Source organism: Halosegnis sp., from assembly GCF_042216475.1.
GTDB lineage: Archaea > Halobacteriota > Halobacteria > Halobacteriales > Haloarculaceae > Halosegnis.
In genome coordinates this window covers 1-18,889 of the sequence record NZ_JBDGTV010000026.1, presented here as the reverse complement: position 1 = coordinate 18,889, position 18,889 = coordinate 1, and the positions used below count along the sequence as shown (strand labels likewise).

The 18,889-nt window shown below is 67.8% G+C and carries 18 protein-coding genes; 9 read left to right on the top strand and 9 right to left on the bottom strand.

Annotated elements, in window-relative coordinates; genetic code table 11:
• Nucleotides 1-59: 59 nt before the first annotated feature.
• Complete coding sequence (locus ABEJ63_RS13380) at nt 60-899, top strand: proline dehydrogenase family protein (protein ID WP_375796869.1); 840 nt, start codon at nt 60-62, stop codon at nt 897-899.
• 124 nt (nt 900-1,023) lie between these two features.
• Here ABEJ63_RS13380 and ABEJ63_RS13375 read toward each other — a convergent pair whose 3' ends face one another.
• Nucleotides 1,024-1,629, bottom strand: a complete 606-nt coding sequence (locus tag ABEJ63_RS13375) for a DUF502 domain-containing protein (protein ID WP_375796868.1) — start codon at nt 1,627-1,629, stop codon at nt 1,024-1,026.
• Between the two features lie 91 nt (nt 1,630-1,720).
• On the opposite strand from ABEJ63_RS13375, the gene ABEJ63_RS13370 reads away from it, so the two are divergent.
• Complete coding sequence (locus ABEJ63_RS13370) at nt 1,721-3,061, top strand: glutamate-1-semialdehyde 2,1-aminomutase (RefSeq protein ID WP_375796867.1); 1,341 nt, start codon at nt 1,721-1,723, stop codon at nt 3,059-3,061.
• Nucleotides 3,062-3,067: 6 nt separating this feature from the next.
• On the opposite strand, the gene ABEJ63_RS13365 is transcribed toward ABEJ63_RS13370, so the two are convergent.
• Both ABEJ63_RS13365 and ABEJ63_RS13360 read right to left on the bottom strand, forming a co-directional pair.
• Entirely contained in the window at nt 3,068-3,328 is a 261-nt protein-coding gene (locus ABEJ63_RS13365) for a glutathione S-transferase N-terminal domain-containing protein (protein ID WP_375796866.1), read from the bottom strand.
• 57 nt (nt 3,329-3,385) lie between these two features.
• The gene (locus tag ABEJ63_RS13360; protein WP_375796865.1) at nt 3,386-4,717 is read right to left on the bottom strand and encodes an aryl-sulfate sulfotransferase; all 1,332 of its coding nucleotides are present in this window, start codon (nt 4,715-4,717) and stop codon (nt 3,386-3,388) included.
• Nucleotides 4,718-4,902: 185 nt separating this feature from the next.
• Here ABEJ63_RS13360 and ABEJ63_RS13355 point away from each other — a divergent pair, with 185 nt between their 5' ends.
• From ABEJ63_RS13355 to ABEJ63_RS13335, 5 genes are all read left to right on the top strand, one after another.
• Complete coding sequence (locus ABEJ63_RS13355; protein WP_375796864.1) at nt 4,903-5,229, top strand: NifU family protein; 327 nt, start codon at nt 4,903-4,905, stop codon at nt 5,227-5,229.
• A 468-nt stretch (nt 5,230-5,697) separates the two neighbouring features.
• The gene (gene hemC / locus ABEJ63_RS13350) at nt 5,698-6,750 is read left to right on the top strand and encodes a hydroxymethylbilane synthase (protein WP_375796863.1); all 1,053 of its coding nucleotides are present in this window, start codon (nt 5,698-5,700) and stop codon (nt 6,748-6,750) included.
• The gene (cobA, locus tag ABEJ63_RS13345) at nt 6,743-7,516 is read left to right on the top strand and encodes a uroporphyrinogen-III C-methyltransferase (protein WP_375796862.1); all 774 of its coding nucleotides are present in this window, start codon (nt 6,743-6,745) and stop codon (nt 7,514-7,516) included. The genes hemC and cobA overlap by 8 nt, the downstream gene beginning before the upstream one ends.
• Before the next feature lie 15 nt (nt 7,517-7,531).
• Nucleotides 7,532-8,260 (top strand): uroporphyrinogen-III synthase, encoded by a 729-nt coding sequence (locus tag ABEJ63_RS13340; RefSeq protein ID WP_375796861.1) that lies wholly within the window; start codon nt 7,532-7,534, stop codon nt 8,258-8,260.
• A 93-nt stretch (nt 8,261-8,353) separates the two neighbouring features.
• Nucleotides 8,354-9,481 carry an MFS transporter gene (locus tag ABEJ63_RS13335; RefSeq protein WP_375796860.1) on the top strand — a complete coding sequence of 376 codons (1,128 nt, stop codon included), beginning with the start codon at nt 8,354-8,356 and terminating at the stop codon, nt 9,479-9,481.
• Here ABEJ63_RS13335 and ABEJ63_RS13330 read toward each other — a convergent pair.
• The 4 genes from ABEJ63_RS13330 to ABEJ63_RS13315 form a co-directional block, all read right to left on the bottom strand.
• Complete coding sequence (locus ABEJ63_RS13330) at nt 9,478-10,935, bottom strand: acetyl-CoA hydrolase/transferase C-terminal domain-containing protein (protein WP_375796859.1); 1,458 nt, start codon at nt 10,933-10,935, stop codon at nt 9,478-9,480. The genes ABEJ63_RS13335 and ABEJ63_RS13330 overlap by 4 nt on opposite strands.
• Complete coding sequence (locus tag ABEJ63_RS13325) at nt 10,932-11,498, bottom strand: MaoC family dehydratase (RefSeq protein ID WP_375796858.1); 567 nt, start codon at nt 11,496-11,498, stop codon at nt 10,932-10,934. Before ABEJ63_RS13325 ends, ABEJ63_RS13330 begins: the two co-directional genes overlap by 4 nt.
• A 60-nt stretch (nt 11,499-11,558) precedes the next feature.
• Nucleotides 11,559-12,767 carry an acyl-CoA dehydrogenase family protein gene (locus ABEJ63_RS13320; protein WP_375796857.1) on the bottom strand — a complete coding sequence of 403 codons (1,209 nt, stop codon included), beginning with the start codon at nt 12,765-12,767 and terminating at the stop codon, nt 11,559-11,561.
• 284 nt (nt 12,768-13,051) lie between these two features.
• Nucleotides 13,052-13,768: a DUF5828 family protein gene (locus ABEJ63_RS13315; protein ID WP_375796856.1), complete on the bottom strand. Its 717-nt coding sequence runs from the start codon at nt 13,766-13,768 to the stop codon at nt 13,052-13,054.
• 90 nt (nt 13,769-13,858) lie between these two features.
• On the opposite strand from ABEJ63_RS13315, the gene upp reads away from it, so the two are divergent.
• The gene (upp, locus tag ABEJ63_RS13310) at nt 13,859-14,533 is read left to right on the top strand and encodes a uracil phosphoribosyltransferase (protein WP_375796855.1); all 675 of its coding nucleotides are present in this window, start codon (nt 13,859-13,861) and stop codon (nt 14,531-14,533) included.
• A 49-nt stretch (nt 14,534-14,582) separates the two neighbouring features.
• Here upp and ABEJ63_RS13305 read toward each other — a convergent pair whose 3' ends face one another.
• Nucleotides 14,583-15,035 carry a DUF5814 domain-containing protein gene (locus ABEJ63_RS13305; RefSeq protein WP_375796854.1) on the bottom strand — a complete coding sequence of 151 codons (453 nt, stop codon included), beginning with the start codon at nt 15,033-15,035 and terminating at the stop codon, nt 14,583-14,585.
• Between the two features lie 48 nt (nt 15,036-15,083).
• Nucleotides 15,084-15,578 (bottom strand): redoxin domain-containing protein, encoded by a 495-nt coding sequence (locus ABEJ63_RS13300; protein WP_375796853.1) that lies wholly within the window; start codon nt 15,576-15,578, stop codon nt 15,084-15,086.
• Nucleotides 15,579-15,710: 132 nt separating this feature from the next.
• On the opposite strand from ABEJ63_RS13300, the gene ABEJ63_RS13295 reads away from it, so the two are divergent.
• On the top strand, nt 15,711-18,788 hold the full coding sequence (locus tag ABEJ63_RS13295; RefSeq protein WP_375796852.1) for an FAD-binding and (Fe-S)-binding domain-containing protein: 3,078 nt from the start codon (nt 15,711-15,713) through the stop codon (nt 18,786-18,788).
• Nucleotides 18,789-18,889 lie beyond the last annotated feature (101 nt).

Sequence of the window (18,889 nt, the reverse complement as noted above, 5' to 3'; positions counted from 1 at the left end):
CCCGGTCGGGCGTGACCGGGAGGGATACAGGCTTAATCGGAGGGCCCCTACCCGGGCGTATGATTCCGCCCATCGCGAACAACTTCGTCGCCGGCGAGGATGTCGACACGGCGCTGGCACACGCACGCCGGTTCGACGAGCAGGGCGTTGGGACCATTCTGAACCTGCTTGGCGAACACTACGATGACCCCGCCGACGCCGAGCAGGAGGCGGCCGCCTACGCGGCCCTGATCCGAGCGCTCGCCGATGCCGACCTCTCGGTTGCCGGGTGTATCTCGGTGAAGCCGAGCCAGCTCGGGCTCGACATCTCCGAGGCGGTCTTCCGAGAGCAGCTCGGGACCGTGGTGGAGGCGGCCCGCGCGCATGATATCTTCGTCTGGATGGACATGGAGGACCACACGACGGTCGATGCGACGCTGGACGCCTTCGAGGCGCACGTCACGACGTATCCGCGGATGGGGCTGTGTGTGCAGGCGAATCTGAAGCGCACCCGCGAGGATCTTCGGCGGCTGGTCGATCTTCCGGGGCGGATACGGCTGGTGAAGGGCGCCTACGACCCGCCGCCGGAGCTGGCCTACCGGGAGAAGGCCCGGGTGAATCGTGCGTATCACGACCATCTTGCGTATCTGTTCACACACGCCGACCACGTCGCGGTCGGCAGCCACGACCCCGAGATGATCGAGCGCGCGAAGACACTGCACGCCGAACACGGTACACCCTTCGAGGTGCAGATGCTGATGGGGGTCCGCGAATCGGCCCAGTTCGACCTGGCAGCGGCTGGTTACGATGTCTACCAGTATGCCCCCTACGGCACGAAGTGGCTCTCGTATTTCTATCGGCGGGTGCGCGAGCGCAAGGCGAACGCGCTGTTCGCGCTGCGGGCGATTGTGTCGGGCTGACGTACCTCCTTCAAGCCGGAGGCCCCAGCCTCGCGCGGTGCCGGACTTCTGGGCTCGGCAAACACACAAGCGAGTGGGGTAGAGGGCACGCCGATCCGGTATCACCCACTCGCCAGGCCGTTGTTTACTCCTCTGGCTCGACGAGGTCAGCGGGGACCGTCTCTCTGGACTCGCCAAACCCTGCAGAGAGGATGCGTGTCAGTGCGTCCTCGACGCTCTCGTCGACAAGTTCGTATCGGTCCGGCTTCACCTCGATGACGTAGCCGGTGGTGATGTTCGGCGATGTCGGCAGGAAGAGCACGTCCCGGCCGTCTTCGGTTGTTTTGCCCGTTTTGAATGCGGTCATCCGGAGCCCGTTCCACGCCTCCAGCTTCACTGGTGACTGGAGTTCTTCCGTGCCAGAGAGTGCCGTCTCGGCGGCCATCTTCGAGGCATTGTAGACGATACGAAGCCCGGGTAGCCGGTTGAACACATCGTCGAGGCCCTGTTCGATGATGTCGCCGACGGTGGTGCGCATCAGATAGCCTACCGCGAGGACGAACAGCCCGAACACCACCAGCGCCACGAGCACGACGACCGGGCGGGGGGTCTCGGGGGGGAACACGCGCGAGGAGAGCGCGACCGCGAGGATCAGCGAGTAGACGTAGGAGACGACGACCGCCGTCGCGAGCACAGGGACGAGCACCACGAGGCCACTGGCGAAGTCACGTTTCCACGAGGAGGGCAGCATCGACCGGAGCCTCGCGCTCGCGTCTAATCAGCGTACCGACCATCGGGCCGGACAGGTAACTACTAACGTCGTCCCACCACTACCGGCGGACATGTCGAACGAGCGTTCCCGCGAGATCTACGACCGGGCGCTGTCGGTGCTACCTGGCGGCGTGAACAGTGCGGTTCGCGCGGCTCCCCAGCCGTATCCCGTGTTCGCGCGCAAGGGCGAAGGTGGTCACGTCGTCGATGCCGATGGGACCCGTTATATTGACTGGATTCAGGGGCTTGGGCCGCTCCTGTATGGCCACGATCTGCCCGAGCCAGTGACTGCGGCTGTCCAGCGGCGGGTCGCCGAGGGGCCAGTGTTCGGGATGCCGACGGAACTCGAGGTGGAACATGCCGAGTTCGTCACCCGTCACGTCCCCTCTGTCGAGATGATCCGGTTCGTCAACAGCGGGACCGAGGCGACCGTGTCGGCGGTCCGGCTCGCGCGGGCAGTCACAGAGCGCAACAAGGTGGTCGTGATGCAGGGCGGCTACCACGGTGCCCAGGAGTCGACGCTCGTCGAGGGCGATGCCGACCATCCGCGCCCCTCGACCGACGGCATCCCGCAGTCGTTCGCCCAGCACACGCTCCCCGTGCCGTTCAACGACCCCGAGGCCGCCAAGGATGTCTTCGAGCGCCACGGTGACGACATCGCGGCGGTGTTGGTGGAGCCGGTGCAGGCGAACGCCGGCATCGCCTACCCGGTCGATGGCTACCACAGGACGCTGGCGGAGCTGTGTGAGGATGCCGGTGCCCTGCTGGTCTGGGACGAGGTCATCACGGGGTTCCGGGTCGGGGGGCTTGGCTGTGCCCAGTCGAAGTTCGGCATCGACCCCGACCTGACGACGTTCGGCAAGATCATCGGCGGTGGGTTCCCTGTCGGCGCGATCGGCGGCAAGACGGAGTACGTCGAGCAGTTCACCCCCTCGGGCGACGTGTTCCAGGCGGGTACCTTCTCCGGGCATCCGGCGACGATGGCTGCCGGTCTGGAGGGGTTGAAGTACGCTGCCGAGCACGACGTCTACGAGCACGTCAATGCGCTCGGCCGGCAGTTGCGCGAGGGGCTTTCCGAGATTGTCGCCGAGCGGGCCCCCGAGTACACCGTCGTCGGCACCGACTCCATCTTCAAGGTCGCGTTCACGCGGGCGGAGTCGCCGCCCGCGGACGCCTGCTGTGCGAGCGGCTGTCGTCAGGACCCGGAGTGTGCCCGGTTCGGCGACTGTCCCAAGCGGGGCACCGACGCCGGTCACATGGCGACCGACCGGTACGCGCGGCTGTTCCGGCCAGCAATGCAGGAGGAGGGAGTCCTCGTCTCGCAGAATCAGTTCGAGGCGAACTTCGTCTCGTATGCCCACACAGAAGAGGACGTCGAGCGGACGCTCGAAGCCTATCGGGCGTGTCTGTAAGCCCGGCTACGCGCTCGCGGCGTCGCCGTACGTCTCCTCGAGATACGCGACAATATCGTCACTCTCGGGCATCCCCTCGACGTCGTGCTCCTCGTCGACGAGCACCGGCACGCCCGTCTGCCCACTGACCTCTTTCACCTCTGTCCGCTCGCTGTGCGAGCGGGGGACCATGTGGGATTCGTACTCCAGACCGAGTTCGTCCAGCTTCTCTATTACCTTCGCGCAGTACGGACAGCCTTCGAGCTCGTACAGTTCGAGTGTCATCACTTGTCCGTACGCCGCCAGGGTGAAAAGCCCTGCCGAGGCTGTGCGCGCCCCACGCAGTCACGGTCGGCGGCCGTACAGGAGGAGGCCAACGACGGTGGCCAGCAGCCCGCCGGCCAGCAGCCAGCCGGCGCTCGGGTCGGCCCCGCTGCCGCGGGCGAGCCCAGCCGGCGTCTGTCCGTCGTCTGTCGCCTGCGTCGCCGTTTGTGTCGACGCCGCTGTCGGTGTCGGGGTCTCCTGAGGCAGGAGTCGGTCCGCTGTGACGCCCTGCAGGAACGCGTAACAGGCCTCCTTTCGCTCCGGGCCGAAATCGGCGCCGCCGGTCGCCTCGTACCGGCCGGTCGTCCCGTGTTCGCGCATCGTCGGACCCGTCGACTCGTCGCCCGTTCCGAGCCGCTCTGCGTCGTACGGCTGCCACGGCGTGTAGACCTCCCAGACCACCTCGCCGGTTGGCGTCACCTCTACCAGCCGGTCGCCCCGGCGGTCGACGACGAGTGTGTTGCCGTTGGGGAGCCGGTCGGCGTCCCGCGGCTCCGCGAATCCACTCACCGCCCACGTCAGTGTCCAGCCGTCGTCGGTCCGGGTGTACTCGACCACCCGGTCGTTGCGGCTGTCCGCGACCAGCACGGTCGGCCGACCTGTGGGCGTCTCCAGGTAGTCGGGATTGTGCTGCTCGAACAGCACCTCGCGGTTGTCGTCGCTTCCCAGTTGCCAGGCTATCTCTTTGGTCTCGCGGTCGATCGCGACGACAGTATCGAAGTTGCGCACCGACACCATCACCAATCCGTCGCCGATGGCCTCGATATCGTTGTTGTGGGTCCAGTCGCCCCCGTAGGGGCCCCCACCAGACGTTGGGAACGCCGCGTGGTCGGCAAAGCGGTACTGCCACGTGCGCTCGCCGGCCGAGAGGTTGTACGCGAACACACGGTCGTTCCCGTCGCGGCTCATATCGGTGACGAGCAATTCGCCATCGACGAGGTCTGCGTCGTGAGAGTCGAGGACGTTCGGGAACCGACGAGTCGCGACGTGGGTGCCCGTCGGCGAGAGCTCCTCGACGACGGAGACGCCGGGTTCGGTCGTCGACAGCAGGAGGTTGCCGTTCGCCAGCGGGTCCACATCGTAGAACCACCACTTCCCGTGGGCCGAGCCATTGTGGAGGCCCCGAACGCTCCCGTCGGGCCGGAGACTCACCAGCATCGCAGCCGTCTTCTCGGCGCCACGTGCCCCCTGAATCGTGACGAGTGTCGTCCGGTCGGGTGCGTCGTGCACGGTCCCAACGCAGGGGTTCGGCGCAGTTCGGGTCCCCACCTCCGCTCCCGCGACGGGTGCAGCGACAACCGCCGCGCAGACGACGACCAGCACTCCCCACGCGATCACCCGGTTGGTATCCATCCGTCGGGGGACGGGCCCCGCCGGGCATAAGTCTCCGGGGTTGACGAGGGTGTCTGGAACATATCACGTTTCGAAATCTGAAACCGAAGACGGACGATAGAGTTGCCGAGAGCCGTGTAGACCGAAACTTTAGGCCAGCCAAAACGAGACAGTTTTATTACCAATACATGCGACTTTCCACACGTATGAGCGCGGAAGGCCTCGAGCGTCGGACGCGGAGCTACCTGAGCAACGAGGTGTCCCAGATCCAGCAGCACGGCGGCAACTTCGAGATACGCGATGTCGACGAGGAGGCTGGCCGGGTGACGGTCGCCATCGGCGGTGCCTGTTCCGGCTGTGGTATCGCGCCGATGACGATGAAGGCTATCGAGAACCGGCTGCCTGCCGAGCTTGAGGATATCGAGGATGTCGAGGTGGTGCGGGCGAGCGGCCCGCGCGCGGCCGTCATGCCCTCGAAGACCGAGGAGATGGAAGAGATGGACGAGTACGAGGACTTCTCGCCGCCGTTCTGAGTCAGCCGTCGTTCGCCGGGCCACCGGCCCACGCGGCAGTGCGGCGGGACGACCGCCGCCGATAGACCCACGACAACGGTTCCAGGCTGTCGTGTAACGATTGCGAGCAGCGCGCCAAGGCTGTCCTCTCCGTCGTCGAGGTGTCGGCCCCGCCGCGGCCGCACACGAGCGGGCCAGCGTCGAGGGTCGCTACAGATGCCGTCCAGACGAGCAGTTCGCGACGCGTCGCGAGCCGGCTCGGCGCCGTCCGGGTACGTCGCGGGTGCCAACTTGGGGTTGCTTGCCTCGCTGACCTGTCGTCGCTGGCCCGGGGTGCTGTGTGCGGTGGATTCCTGCGCTGGCGGGGGAGACGCGGTACCCGCAGCCAGCGATGCGCGTCGCCGTCGTCAATCGGCGATTCTATATCGTCGCATACAGTTTACGCCCTGGACCCGAAGGGGGTTTGAGCGTGGCCGTCAACGGCCGGGTATGGACATACGGCTCGCCACCCGCGGCTCGGATCTCGCGCTCCGGCAGGCGGCGTCGGTCCGGGACCGGCTGGCGACGCGCCGGCGTGAGGTACAGCTTGTGGAGGTAGAGACGGAAGGCGACAGAATCGGCGACGAACTCATCCACCGGCTCGGCCGGACGGGGGCGTTCGTCCGCGCGCTCGACCAGCGCGTGCTCGACGGGGAGTGTGACGCAGCTGTCCACTCTATGAAGGACATGCCGACGGAATTCCCCGAGGACCTCGTCGTCGCGGGCGTCCCCGAGCGGGCGGCGGCGGCGGACGTGCTGGTAACGCCCGACGGCGGGACGCTCGCGGAGCTTCCCGAGGGGGCGACGGTCGGCACCGGCAGTCTGCGACGCCGGGCGCAACTGCTGGCCGAGCGGCCCGATCTCACGGTCGAGCCGATTCGCGGCAACGTCGACACGCGCGTCGAGAAGCTGCTCGCGCCGTCGCTGCAGGCGACTCATCAGCGGCTTGTCGAGCAGGTCGAGGCCGGCGATGCGACCGAAAGCGACGTCGACGAGTGGTTCGATGGGCTGGCGGAGATACAGCGGCGAGCGCTGGAGCGTGACCCAGACGTCGAGTACGATGCCCTGATGATGGCGCAGGCGGGGCTCGAGCGGGCGGGCCTGCTGGCGCACGTCGCGTACGAGCGGCTCGCCCCCGAGCAGTTCGTCCCGGCACCGGGCCAGGGTGCCATTGCGATCACCGCCCGCGACGGCGAGATGGGCGCGACGGTCAACAGCATCGACCACCCGCGCACCCGTGTAGAGACCACCGTCGAGCGGACGGTCCTCGGGGAGTTGAACGGCGGCTGTGTCGCCCCAATCGGCGTCTACGCTGTCCTCCAGGGCAGACACGTCCACACGGTGGCGCGTGTGCTCGCGACGGACGGCAGCGAGTCGATTCAGGAAACCCGCGATATCCCCGTAGCAGACCATGCGACGGCAGCCGCCTCGTTCGCTGCCGACCTGCGCGAGCGGGGGGCAGCCGACCTCGTCCAGCAGGCTCGCGAGGAGGTCGATGGCTGACGGTATCGTCTATCTCGTCGGGAGCGGGCCCGGCGATCCGGAGCTGCTGACCGTGAAGGCGCGTCGCCTCATCGAGGAGGCGGATGTCGTCCTTCACGACAAGCTCCCTGGGCCGTCGCTGGCGTTGGTCCCTGACGAGAAGGCGGAGGATGTCGGCAAGCGGGCGGGCGGCGAGCGTACCCCCCAGGAGTACACCAACGACCGGCTGGTCGAACTCGCCCAGGAGGGGCGGACAGTCGTCCGGCTGAAGGGCGGTGATCCGTTCGTCTTCGGGCGGGGCGGCGAGGAGATGGAACACCTCGCGGCCCACGACGTCGAGTTCGAGGTGGTGCCAGGCGTCACTGCGGGCGTCGCGGGGCCGGGCGTTGCTGGCATCCCGGTCACCCACCGCGAGTACGCCTCCTCGGTGTCGTTCGTCACCGGCCACGAAGATCCCACGAAGCCGGAGTCGGCCGTCGACTGGGCGGCGCTGGCCGCGACGGGCGGCACCATCGTCGTCTACATGGGCGTCGGCAAACTCCCCGACTACACCGCCGCGCTCCGGGAGGCAGGGATGGCTGGCGACACGCCAGTCGCACTTGTCGAACGGGGCAGCTGGCCCGACCAGCGCGTCGCGGTCGGCACTCTCGCCAGCATCGTCGATGTCCGCGATGAGGTGGGCATCGAACCACCCGCAGTGACCATCATCGGCCCGGTCGCGGCCACGAGAGCGCGTGTACGCGCGTTTCTCGCGAGCCCCTACGAGTCGGGCAACGAGCAGTCGTAAACTCCATACCGATATATGAAACCCACAGTTGCCGTCTTTCGGCCGGCCGACGAACGACTCCGCGAGGCGGTTGACCTCCTTGCCTCGCTGGGCGTCGACCCGCTGGGCGACCCGATGCTCGCCGTCGCCCCGACAGGTGCTGTTCCCCGCGAGGAGGCCGCCTTCGTCATCTTCACGTCGAAGACCGGGGTGGAACTCGTCGCCGACGCCGGCTGGCCTGCCTCGGGAACGGTATGTGCTATCGGCGACTCGACGGCGGCGGCGCTGCGCGACCACGGCTATCCGGTGGACGTGGTGCCCAGCGAGTTCTCCTCGTCGGGGCTCGTCGCCCGGCTCCAGTCCGAGGTGGCCGGTGCCCGTGTCGAGGTGGCTCGCTCGGATCACGGCAGCGACGTCTTGCTCGACGGGCTGAACGACGCTGGCGCGTACGTCCACGAGACAATCCTCTACGAGCTGACTCGGCCGGCCGACAGTGGGGTGTCGGCCGAGCGGGCCGCCACCGGCGACCTCGCGGGTGCTGCGTTCACCTCCTCGCTGACCGTCGAACACTTCCTCGCAGCGGCTGCGGAGCGGGGTGTCCGGGAGGCGGCTATCGCCGGCGTGAACGATGCCGTGGTCGGGTGTATCGGCGAGCCGACGCGCGAGACGGCAGAGCAGGCGGGTATCGCTGTCGACGTTGTTCCCTCGGAGGCGTCGTTCGAGGCGCTCGCACGGGGGGTCGTTGAGCGGGTTCGCGACCGGTAGCCGCGCTGGACGGCGGTCGGTCGGCTTTTCTGTCCGACCGGCGGAGCCGGGGGCGTGCGCCGCGCGTCGGGTAGCTGGCGATCTGTCGGTTCCGTGACGGGCTGGCAGGCAGCTGCCTCACTGTGTTACTATTCGGTGTTCGCCGCGACCACGTACTTCCGGTCGTCGTTCGGCGTCTCCCGGACGCTGATCGGCGTGCTCGCGGCGACGGCGACGCTCGGGTACACGCTCGCTCTCCTCCCGAGCGGCGCGGCCGTCGACGGATTCGGCGAGCGACGGGTGATGCTGGCCGCGCTTGCCGGACTCGCTGTCGCGGCCGGCCTGGTGGGCGTCGCGCCGACGTTCGCGCTGCTGCTGGCCGCGGCCTTCCTCCTCGGTGTGTTCTACGCCCCCGCGATGCCCGCATCGAACCGCGGCATCGTCGCGCACGCCCCACCCGGCCGGGAGAATTCGGCGATGGGGCTGAAGCAGGTGGGCGTCACCGCCGGCTCCGGAGCCGCATCGCTCGTCGTCGCCGGCGTCGCGGCCGTCGCCGCGTGGCAGTGGGGGTTCGCCGTCATCGCGGCTGTCGCCGGCGGCTACTCGGTCGTCTTCGCCGCCACATACCGCGGTACCGACGCCGGCGGCGAGTGGACGCTGCCGGATGTCGGCAGCCTCCGTGGCAACCGGGCGTACCTGCTGCTCGTCCTCGCAGGGCTGTTCGTCGGCGCGACGGTGTTCACGACCGTCGGCTACGCGCTGTTGTACGCCGACGAGGCCGTCGGCCTCTCGCCGGCGCTCGCCGGCGTCGTCCTCGCGGGCGTCCAGACGACAGGCAGCGCCGGCCGACTCTTGGCGGGCGCGCTCGCCGACCGGCTCGGCGGCGGTCGGGGGGCGGCCGCGGTCACCGCCGGACAGGCCGGCCTCGCGGCGCTGTTGTTCGGCGGACTGGCGCTCGACCCCGAGGCAGCCGTCGCTGTCGCGCTTCTGCTCGGCGTCGGGGTGAGTATCGTCGGCTCGACGGGGGTCTACTACTCGTGTCTGGCCGCGCTCGTCGGCTCGGACGAGGTCGGCGCGGCGACGGCCGGGGGACAGACGGCAATCAACGTCGGCGGCCTGCTCGTGCCGCCGGCGTTCGGCTATCTCGCCGACGCCGCCGGCTACGAGGCGGGGTGGATGCTGCTGGCCGTGTGTAGCCTCGCGGCGCTCGCGTGTATCCTCGCCGTCCGGGCGGTCGGCTAATCCTCGGGGTCGAGTTCCGACAGCGCCGTCTCCACGTGGTGGGGGGCGTGGCCGCCCCGTTCGAGCCCTCGCTCCAGATACCGCTCCAGCGCCGGCCGGAACGTCGGGTGAGCGATCGTGAGCATCTCGCGGGCCCGCTCGCGAGGCGCGAGCCCGCGCAGGTCTGCGACCCCCTGTTCGGTGACGAACACGTCTGCGTCGTGTTCCGTGTGGTCGACGTGGGTGGCGAACGGAACGATTCGTGAGATGTCGCCCTCGGCGGCTGTCGATGGGAGGGCGACACAGGAGACGAGCGCGTTGCGGGTGTAGTCGCCGCTGCCGCCGATGCCGTTCACCATCCGATTCGCCCGGACATGCGTGGAGTTGACGTGACCGGTCAGGTCCACCTCGACAGCGGCGTTGACTGCGACGACGCCGAACCGGTCGACGAGGCCGGGGGCGTTCGACACATCTGCGGGCCGTAACACCACCTGGTCGGCGTATCGCTCGAGATCGGCGAAGAGCCGTGCCTGTCCTGACTCGGACAGCGCCAGCGAGGTCGCACTCGCCGCCGACAGTTCCCCCGCGTCAAGCAGGTCCAGTACGGAGTCCTGTATCACCTCTCCGAAGTACGCCACCTCACGGTCGCCAGGGTCGAGCTGTTCGACCGCGAGCGCGACAGCGTTGCCAACGCTTCCGACGCCGAACTGGAGGTGGAGGGCGTCCTGGAGGGCCGGATTCCGGGTGAGTTCGTCCGCGAGGAATCCAGCGAGGTTGGCCGCAAGCGCCCGGTCGTCGGCCGTTGGGTCGCGGAATTCGTAGGTTGCGTCCGGGCGGTCCGTACGGACGACCGCCGCCAACTTGTCGCGGGGGAAGTGGACACGCGTGTCACCGACCCGCTCGCCCGTCCGGGAGACGGGAATCGGGGCACGCTCGGGCGGGGCCGCCGGCCGGTGGACATCGTGTAGCTGTTCGAGTCCGCGGGGCTGGGCGTCGTTCACTTCAACGACCAGCCGGTCGGCCGCTTCGACGACCGCCGGCGTGTGACCGAGCGACGTAGACGGGGCAAGCCAGCCGTCGCCGACGGCGACGGCCTCGACGACGGCCAGCGTTGGCCGGGGGAGGCCGCCATACAGCAGCTCGTCGGCCAGCGCAGAGACGTGTCGATCGTGAAATGCCAGTCGGCCGTCGTTGACCCGCGCGTTCGACACGTCGGTCCCCTGGTATGGGTAGCGACGTGTGATTGCGCCTGTCGACATCAGGGTGTCATCGATCTCTGCGCCCACGTTCCCGCCGCTGATAACCGTCAAATCGAGGTCGGCCGCGTCCTCGCGGGCCGCCAGCGCAAGTGGGACCGCCTTCGGGTAGCCGACGCTTCCGAACCCCGAGATGCCAAGGACGGTGCCTGGCTGAACGTCAGCGGCGACAGCCTCGGCCGACCGTACCGGGAGGCCGTCGGCAATCCGGTCGCTCACAGCTCCTCGGGCGTCGTTCCGACGCCTGCCGGCCAGCCGGTCGGCTGGGCTGCGGACGGCTCGGCGTGTTCGCGTTTCAGCACCATCGGCGTCCGCTTCAGCTCGAGTACCTGCTCGTCATCCTGGTTGTAGGCTCGCAGCTCTGTCTCTACGATTCCGACGTGGTCGCGCGAGTCGCTCTCTCGCTTCGAGAGCACCTCGCTTTCGGCGAAGATGGTATCGCCGTGGAAGACCGGCCCTGTGTGGCGGACGTCGTCGTACCCGAGGTTTGCCGTTGCGTTCGCGCTCACGTCGATGACGCTCATCCCCACAGCGAGCGCGATGACGAACGTGCCGTCGACGAGCCGCTCGCCGAACTCCGTCTCGGCGGCGTACGCCTCGTTGAAATGCATCGGGTTGAGGTTCATCGTCACGTTCGTGAACCAGACGTTGTCCGTCTCGGTCACTGTCCGCCCGTACGGGTGTTTGTAGATGTCGCCCACGGTGAAATCCTCGAAGAAGCGGCCCTGCCAGCCGGCCACGATGCGTCTGTCCGTGTCTGTGTCGTCGGTGTCGTCCGGCATACTCCTCTCGGGCGACCGCTCAGTAAAAAGCGTCCCGCGTCCTGGCGGGCCCGACGTCGCTCAGTAGCTCCGCGGGAGGCCGAGTGCGTTCTCGCCGAGGAAATTCAACGCGAGTTCCTGTGTCACGGGGACCAGCCGGGTGAGCCGTGCCTCCCGGAAGTAGCGTTCGACATCGTACTCGCGGGCGACGCCGAAGCCGCCGTGGGTCTGGACGGCGGCATCGGCCGCCTCGAACGCGGCGTCGGCGGCGAGGTACTTCGCCGCGTTCGCGTACGCACCCAGTCGCTCGCGGTCAACGCCGGTGGCGGCGGCCTCGGCGCCCCGATACGTCTCGCCACGGGCCGCTCGAAGCCGCGCGTACGCCTCCGCGAGCGGGTGCTGGACGGCCTGGTTCCGTCCGATGGGGCCGCCGAACACCTCCCGTTCGCCGGCGTACTCGACGGCCGTCTCCAAGGCGAGTTCGCCGAGGCCGAGACACTCCGCCGCGATGACGAGCCGCTCCTCGTTGAGCCCATCAAGGACGTGATAGAAGCCGCGGCCTTCCTCGCCGACCAGCCGGTCGGCCGGTACGCGCAGCCCGTCGATGTGGACGCTATACGAGTGGACGAACTCGCTGGCTGTCTTCTCGATGGGGTCGAGTTCGATGGCGCCCTGGTCGCGGGCGTCCGCGAGGTCCACGAGAAACAGCGAGATGCCGCGGGTGGCCTTCTCGACCGCCTCGCGGGGGGTAGTCCGGGCGACCAGCAGCAGATGGTCACTCTCGTCGACCCGCGAGGTCCAGATTTTCTCGCCGTCGACGACGTACTCGTCGCCCTCGCGACGGGCTCGTGTCTCGATGGCTGTCGACTCGGAGCCGGCGTTCGGCTCCGTCAACCCGAACGCCTGTATCCGTGTCTCACCGGCGGCAACTGCCGGCAGTAGCTCCTCCTTCAGCGACTCGCTTGCGTACTCGACCAGCGGCACCGAGGTGTAGACAGCCCCGTGGACGGCCTGTGCGGCCGCGAAGCCGCCGCCGTTGGCGGCAATCTCCTCCATCATCACGACCGTCTCCGTCGTGGCCATGCCGGCACCACCGTACGCCTCTGGCACGAGCACGCCGAACCAGCCCGCCTCGGCCAGGTCGTCGACGAAGTCGGTCGGATACTCGCCGGTCGCGGCCCGCTCGCGCCAGTAGGCGTCGTCGTAGTCGGCACAGATGTCGCGGATGCTCTCGCGAACGAGCCGCTGGCGTTCCGAGAGCGGAACCGAATCACGGAGTGGAACGTCCATGCGGGTGGATAGCCCCCCGGCCACATCAACGCTCGCGGTCGCGACTCGGTTTCGGCGATGGTGTCGTCCGTGCTGTTGGCCAGCTCGGTGGCGGCCTGCCAGACCGTCGTCTCCCTCGTGTGCCGCGGTAGCCGGGCGCGTGAACTGCGCCCGTGGTTCGCTCGCACTCTCCCGCCCGGAGCGTGCAGACGGGATTCTGTCCGTCTCCAGTCACTCTCCCCCCGCGTGCACGCAGAGACGCCCACACGCTGGGTTCCCGTGGCGACCGGGCCGGTGAGAACCTGTTAGTTGGAGGTGGGCCGCGAGCGGCCCTCGGTGACGCCCTCGTCGCCTTCTGTCTGGTCGTCGGGTGGGTCAACCCCCTCGACGGCCTCGGCGACATCCGTCTCCTTCTCGGTGTCGACGTGCCAGCGGTCGACGGCACTCTCGTAGTCGGCCAGCCGGTTGGAGACGTGTATCTTCAGGTCGTCGTCGTTGACGCCGATTTCGAGCGCGTAGTCGTCCTCGCCGAGCCGGGCGACGTTGGCGCTGACGAGTTCGTTGTCGAAGTAGTAGGGGGCGATACGGGTCATCACGTTCTTGTAGACGGTTCCTTCCACTTTCCGGAGGGCTTTCCGGCCGGCAGAGTCGGCCGCCCGCGCGAGATGTCCCACGGACTCGCGCCACTCTCCGACGGCCTCGTCGGGGTCGTCGAGTTTCTCGTAGGAGTCGGCAAGCTTGTCGCCGGCCGCACGGACGTCCTCGTCGGGATCGACGCCTTTGCGCTCGCCGGCGCCCTCGCCGACGCTGGCCTGTTCTGCGGTCTTCTCGTTGACGTCCTCGTCGAGCCGTTCGTGCTGTTTGGGGCGCCACTCGTCGAACTCCTCGAGGGCCGACTCGGGGACATCGACATCGTCGCGCTCGCGGGCCACGTCACGAATCGCGCGGGTGACCCGTTCGCCGTGCTCGACGATGTCCCCCCACGACCCTCGTTCGCGGAAGCCCGCGACGCTCTCTTCCATCACTGCTGGATTGTCGACACAGCGGGTTAACCTTTCGGCGGCTGCGGCCGATGCGGTGGGTTATTGACGCTTGCCGCCTCGCACTCGCGTATGACAATCGAAGACCGCGAGGACGCCTATGTGGTGGACCACGCGCTCGCCAAGCACACTCTCTCCCGGCTCCGGTCGGCCGAGACCGAACAGGTGAGCTTCCGCAAGGGGCTGGTGAAGCTGGGGCGCATCTGTGGCTACGAAATCATCGACGGCGCCATGGAGACGGAGTACGTCTCCATCACGACGCCGCTGTCGGAGACAACCGGCGAACGGGTCAAAGGCCTCGACGATGTCGTCATCGTCAACGTCCTGCGCGCGGCGACGCCGTTCGTCGAGGGGTTGTTGAAGGCGTTCCCCCGCGCGAAGCAGGGTGTCATCTCGGCCGGCCGCGACGAGGAGGCCGGTATGAACGAGGACGGCGAGTTCCCTATCAGCATCGACTACATGAAGCTGCCAGACATCTCCGAGGACGACACCGTCATCGTCGCGGACCCGATGCTCGCCACCGGCTCCACGATGACGGCCGTGCTGAAGAAGCTGCTCGAGGGGGCTGACCCCGAGCGAACGCTCGTGCTGTCGGCGGTGGCGGCGCCGCCGGGGCTCGTCCGCGTCGACGAGGCGTTCCCCGAGGTGGACCTGCTCACCGTCGCTGTCGACGAGCGGCTCGACGAAGACGGCTTCATCGTGCCCGGACTGGGCGACGCCGGCGACCGCGCCTTCCGGACGACCTGAGCTCCTGTCACGTCTACGGGAGCAGGCCTCCGTCTCGCGCCCGCTGTACTCAGGAGAGTCGCTGTCGTCGCTCCCGCGCCTCTGCGGCCGTCGCTTCGTGGCCGTCTACGTCTGCCAGTTCCTCGATTGCCTCCAGCGCCCGCACCGAGTCGTCGAGGAAGGAGAGCACGTCTCCTGGGTAGGCGTACAGTGAGTAGTCGTCGCCCATCACGTCGACGATGGCATCCGGGCCGAGCCCCTGTTCGCGCAACTCCAGTAAATAGCGGATGAACTTCCGTTCAGGGTGGCCACAGTGGGGGTTCGACTGGCAGTCACAGTCGAGAAAGTCCGTCGCGAACTCCAAGACGCGGTCCTGCGTAGCATCGTCGAGATTGGCGAGTTCCTCGCCCTGGAACAGCAGGTCCAGCGTCGCGCCCGCGAAGGCGCTCTTGGGGATAGATGTCTCCAGTTGTGTGGCTATCTGTCGGTGGTTCTTCAGATATATTTTGTCGGTGATAGCCACGGGTAGCGAGATTAGCAGGTGGCTGGTAGAAAGTGTTGTGCTCCGGGCTCAGTCGCTCTCGGCTGTCGGTGTCCCTTCTGCTGCGGCACGCACGGCCGAGAGATTCGGTTGGTCGTCGGGGCCTGCTGCGGTCCACGCGTATCGAATCGTCCGGTCTGGGGCGACGACACCTGTCGCCCGCTGGGGCACCGCCCGATGGCCCTCGAACTCGTCGGCGAGGACGCCGTACGCTTCGGCGACAGTCCCGTCGGTGTCTGCCAGGAGCGTGAAGCCGATCTCGTTGCGCTCGGCGTACTCGCGGTGACTGTAAACGCTATCTGCGCCGACGCCCACAACGACGGTCTCGTCTAGCAGTGTCAGCCAGTCTGCGTCTCGCAACGAACACCACTGGCTCGTGCACGCCTGGTGGAAGTCGACGGGGTAGAACACGAGGACGACGCTCCACCCGTTGTCGGTGTACTCAGTGAGGGTGTGACTGCCGATGCGGCCGGCAGTCGTCCCGGGGAGGTCGAAGTCGGGGGCCGTCTCGCCGGTATCGAGCATACCTGTGGCTACTGCGGCGGCAGGTATAGCTGCCCGTCGCCCGTGTGTCACTCACACACGCGACCGAAACGGGCTCGGCGTCATCGGTGCCGGTGGCCGGGCGTTTATTCCCCTGCGGGCGAATGGCCGGCCATGGCAACCCACGAGCAGGGTGACCCCGCTGGGGACGGGGCCGCCGACTACGACTACGCCGGCGGTGACGTGGCCCGTCCGGAGCTGGTCGACGCGCTGGCGGCCCGGGTCGACGGCGACGTCCGGTTCGACGAGTACTCGCGGCAGCTGTACGCGACAGACGCCAGCGCCTACGAACAGCTCCCGGTCGGGGTCGTGCTCCCCAAGTCGACCGCGGACGTGGCCGCCGTCCTCGAGTACTGTGCCGCCGAGTCGATTCCCGTACTGCCGCGGGGCGGCGGGACGTCACTGGCGGGGCAGTCGGTCAACGAGGCGGTCGTCCTCGATTTCACGCGCTACATGGACGAGGTGTACTCGGTCGACCCCGATGCCCAGACGGCGACGGCCGCGCCCGGGGTCACCATCGCGCGGCTGAACGAGGCGACCGCCGACCACGGGCTCAAGTTCGGCCCCGACCCCGCCTGGGGGGACAAGAGCGCTCTCGGTGGGGCTATCGGCAACAACTCCACCGGCTCTCACTCACTCGTCTACGGCAAGACCGACTACTATCTCGAGGAGGTCGAGGCCGTGCTTGCCGACGGTACCGTCACCCGGTTCGGCGAGATCGAGGTCGAAGCGTTGCGCGCCGCGGCCGACCCTGACGCGGCTGATGTGCTGCCGCGAATCTACGCCGCGGTCGTCCGGATACTGGACGACGAGGCAGACGAGGTAGACGCGCGCTATCCGGACCTGAAGCGGAACGTCTCTGGCTACAATCTCGACGCCCTCGTCGACGACTTCCGTGGCCAGCGGCCCACCCCCGACGGGACAGGGATAGCCCCAGACAGTGAGCCGGGGACGGTCAATCTCGCGCGACTGCTGGCCGGCAGCGAGGGGACGCTGGCCGTCATCACAGAGGCGACCGTCTCGCTGGAGCCGGTCCCCGAGACGAAGGCGGTTGCGTTGCTCACCTACGACTCACTGCTGGACGCGATGGAAGATGTCGCGGCCATCCTCGAGCACGGGCCGTGTGCCGTCGAAGTGATGGACGACACGCTGCTCGGGCTGGCGCGTGACACTCCGGAGTTCGCCGACGTCGTTGGGTTGCTCCCCGACGGTACCGATTCCGTCCTGCTGGTCGAGTTCTATGCCGAGGATGACGACCACGGCCGCCAGCAGGTGGCCGACCTCGTTGCCGACCGCGTCCCCGGCGCCGACACCGTGGCCGCCCCAGGTGAGGATCGGGTACGGACGGACGAGCCCACACACGCAACGGCTGCGATGGAGGCGCACGACGCGGAGCAACGCACGAAGTTCTGGAAGATGCGCAAATCCGGGCTTCCAATCCTGCTGTCCCGTACGAGCGACGCCAAGCACATCTCCTTCATCGAGGACTGTGCGGTTCCCGCCGAGCATCTCCCAGAGTACGTCGCCGACTTCCAGGACGTGCTCGCCGAGCACGACACATTCGCCTCCTTTTACGCCCACGCGGGGCCGGGGGTGCTGCACGTTCGCCCGCTCGTCAACACAAAACATCTTGAAGGCATCGAGCAGTTCGAGGGTATCGCGGACGCCGTCACTGATCTCGTCGTCGAGTACGGCGGCAGCGTCTCCGGCGAGCACGGCGACGGCCGCGCGCGGACGCAGTGGAACCGGAAACTGTACGGCGAGCGACTCTGGCGGGTGTTCCGCGAGCTGAAGTCGGCGTTCGATCCCGACTGGCTGCTCAACCCGGGCAACGTCTGTGGTGACCACGAGCTGACCGACAACCTGCGGTTTTCCCCGAGCTACGAGTTCGACGCTGGCTTCGATCCGGCGCTCGAGTGGGCCAACGAGAACGGGATGCAGGGGATGGTGGAGCTGTGTCACGGCTGTGGCGGCTGTCGCGGCCATCAGTCGACCACCGGCGGTGTGATGTGTCCCACCTACCGTGCTGCCGAAGAGGAGATACAGTCGACACGCGGCCGGGCGAACATGCTCCGGGCGGCGATGAGCGGCGACCTTCCCGAGGACGAACTGCTCGCCCCGGACTCGGAGTTCGCTACCGAGGTCCTCGATCTGTGTGTCGGCTGCAAAGGGTGTAAGGTCGACTGTCCGTCCGGGGTTGATCTCGCGAAGCTGAAAGCCGAGGCCGAACACGCTGCCCACGAGGCCAATGGGCCCGGCCTTCGGGCCCGGATCTTCGCCAATATCGACGCACTCTCGCGGTGGGGCAGCCGGCTCGCGCCGCTGTCGAACATCGTCCCGAAGCTGCCAAGTGCCCGTGCCGTGATGGAGAAGACACTCGGAATCGCCGCCGACCGAACGCTGCCGACGTTCCGCCGCAAGACGTTCGTCGACTGGTTCCACGAGCGGGAACCGACCGTGTCGCCGACGGAGGCGGACCGCACCGCCGTCGTTTTCCCGGACACCTACACCAACTACAATCGGCCCGAGGCAGGGAAAGCAGCCGTCCGTGTCCTAGAGGCCGCGAATGTCCGCGTCGAACTCGCGGACGCCCGCGACTCCGGACGGCCAGCCTACTCGAAGGGGTTCATCGACACCGCCCGCGCAGCGGTCGTCGAGAACGCCCAGACGCTTGCACCGCAGGTCGCCGCCGGCAAGGATGTCGTGCTCGTGGAGCCGTCCGACGCTGTCCTGTTCCAGTCGGACGCGCTCAATCTCGTCGGATCGGACCACGAGGCGCGGCCGGCTGTCGAGTCGGTCGCGGCGAATACCTATGGGCTCTGTGAGTATCTTGATGCCTTCCGGCTCGACGACGCTGTCGACTGGCGCGGCGACGGCTCGCTTACCTATCATGGTCACTGCCACCAGGCCGCCGAAAAGAAAGACCACCACGCGGTGGGGGTGCTCAGGCGGGCTGGCTACGCCGTTGATCCACTCGATTCCACCTGCTGTGGGATGGCCGGCTCCTTCGGCTACGAGGCGGAACACTACTCCATGAGTATGGCTATCGGCTCGCTTCTGTTCGACCAGGTGGCAGCCAGCCCCGGCGAGCAGGTGGTCGCGCCGGGGGCCTCCTGTCGCTCGCAGCTGGAGGCAGCCGACGAGACGCCCGCCCACCCGGCGGAGGCGCTTGCCAACGCCCTCGGGGAGTAGCGGCAGCTTCCGTAAGGTATTCAAATACCGGCAGGCTACCTCGGAACGTGTCCGGGTTGGGGTAGTGGACTATCCTTCAGCCTTGTGGAGGCTGAGACGCG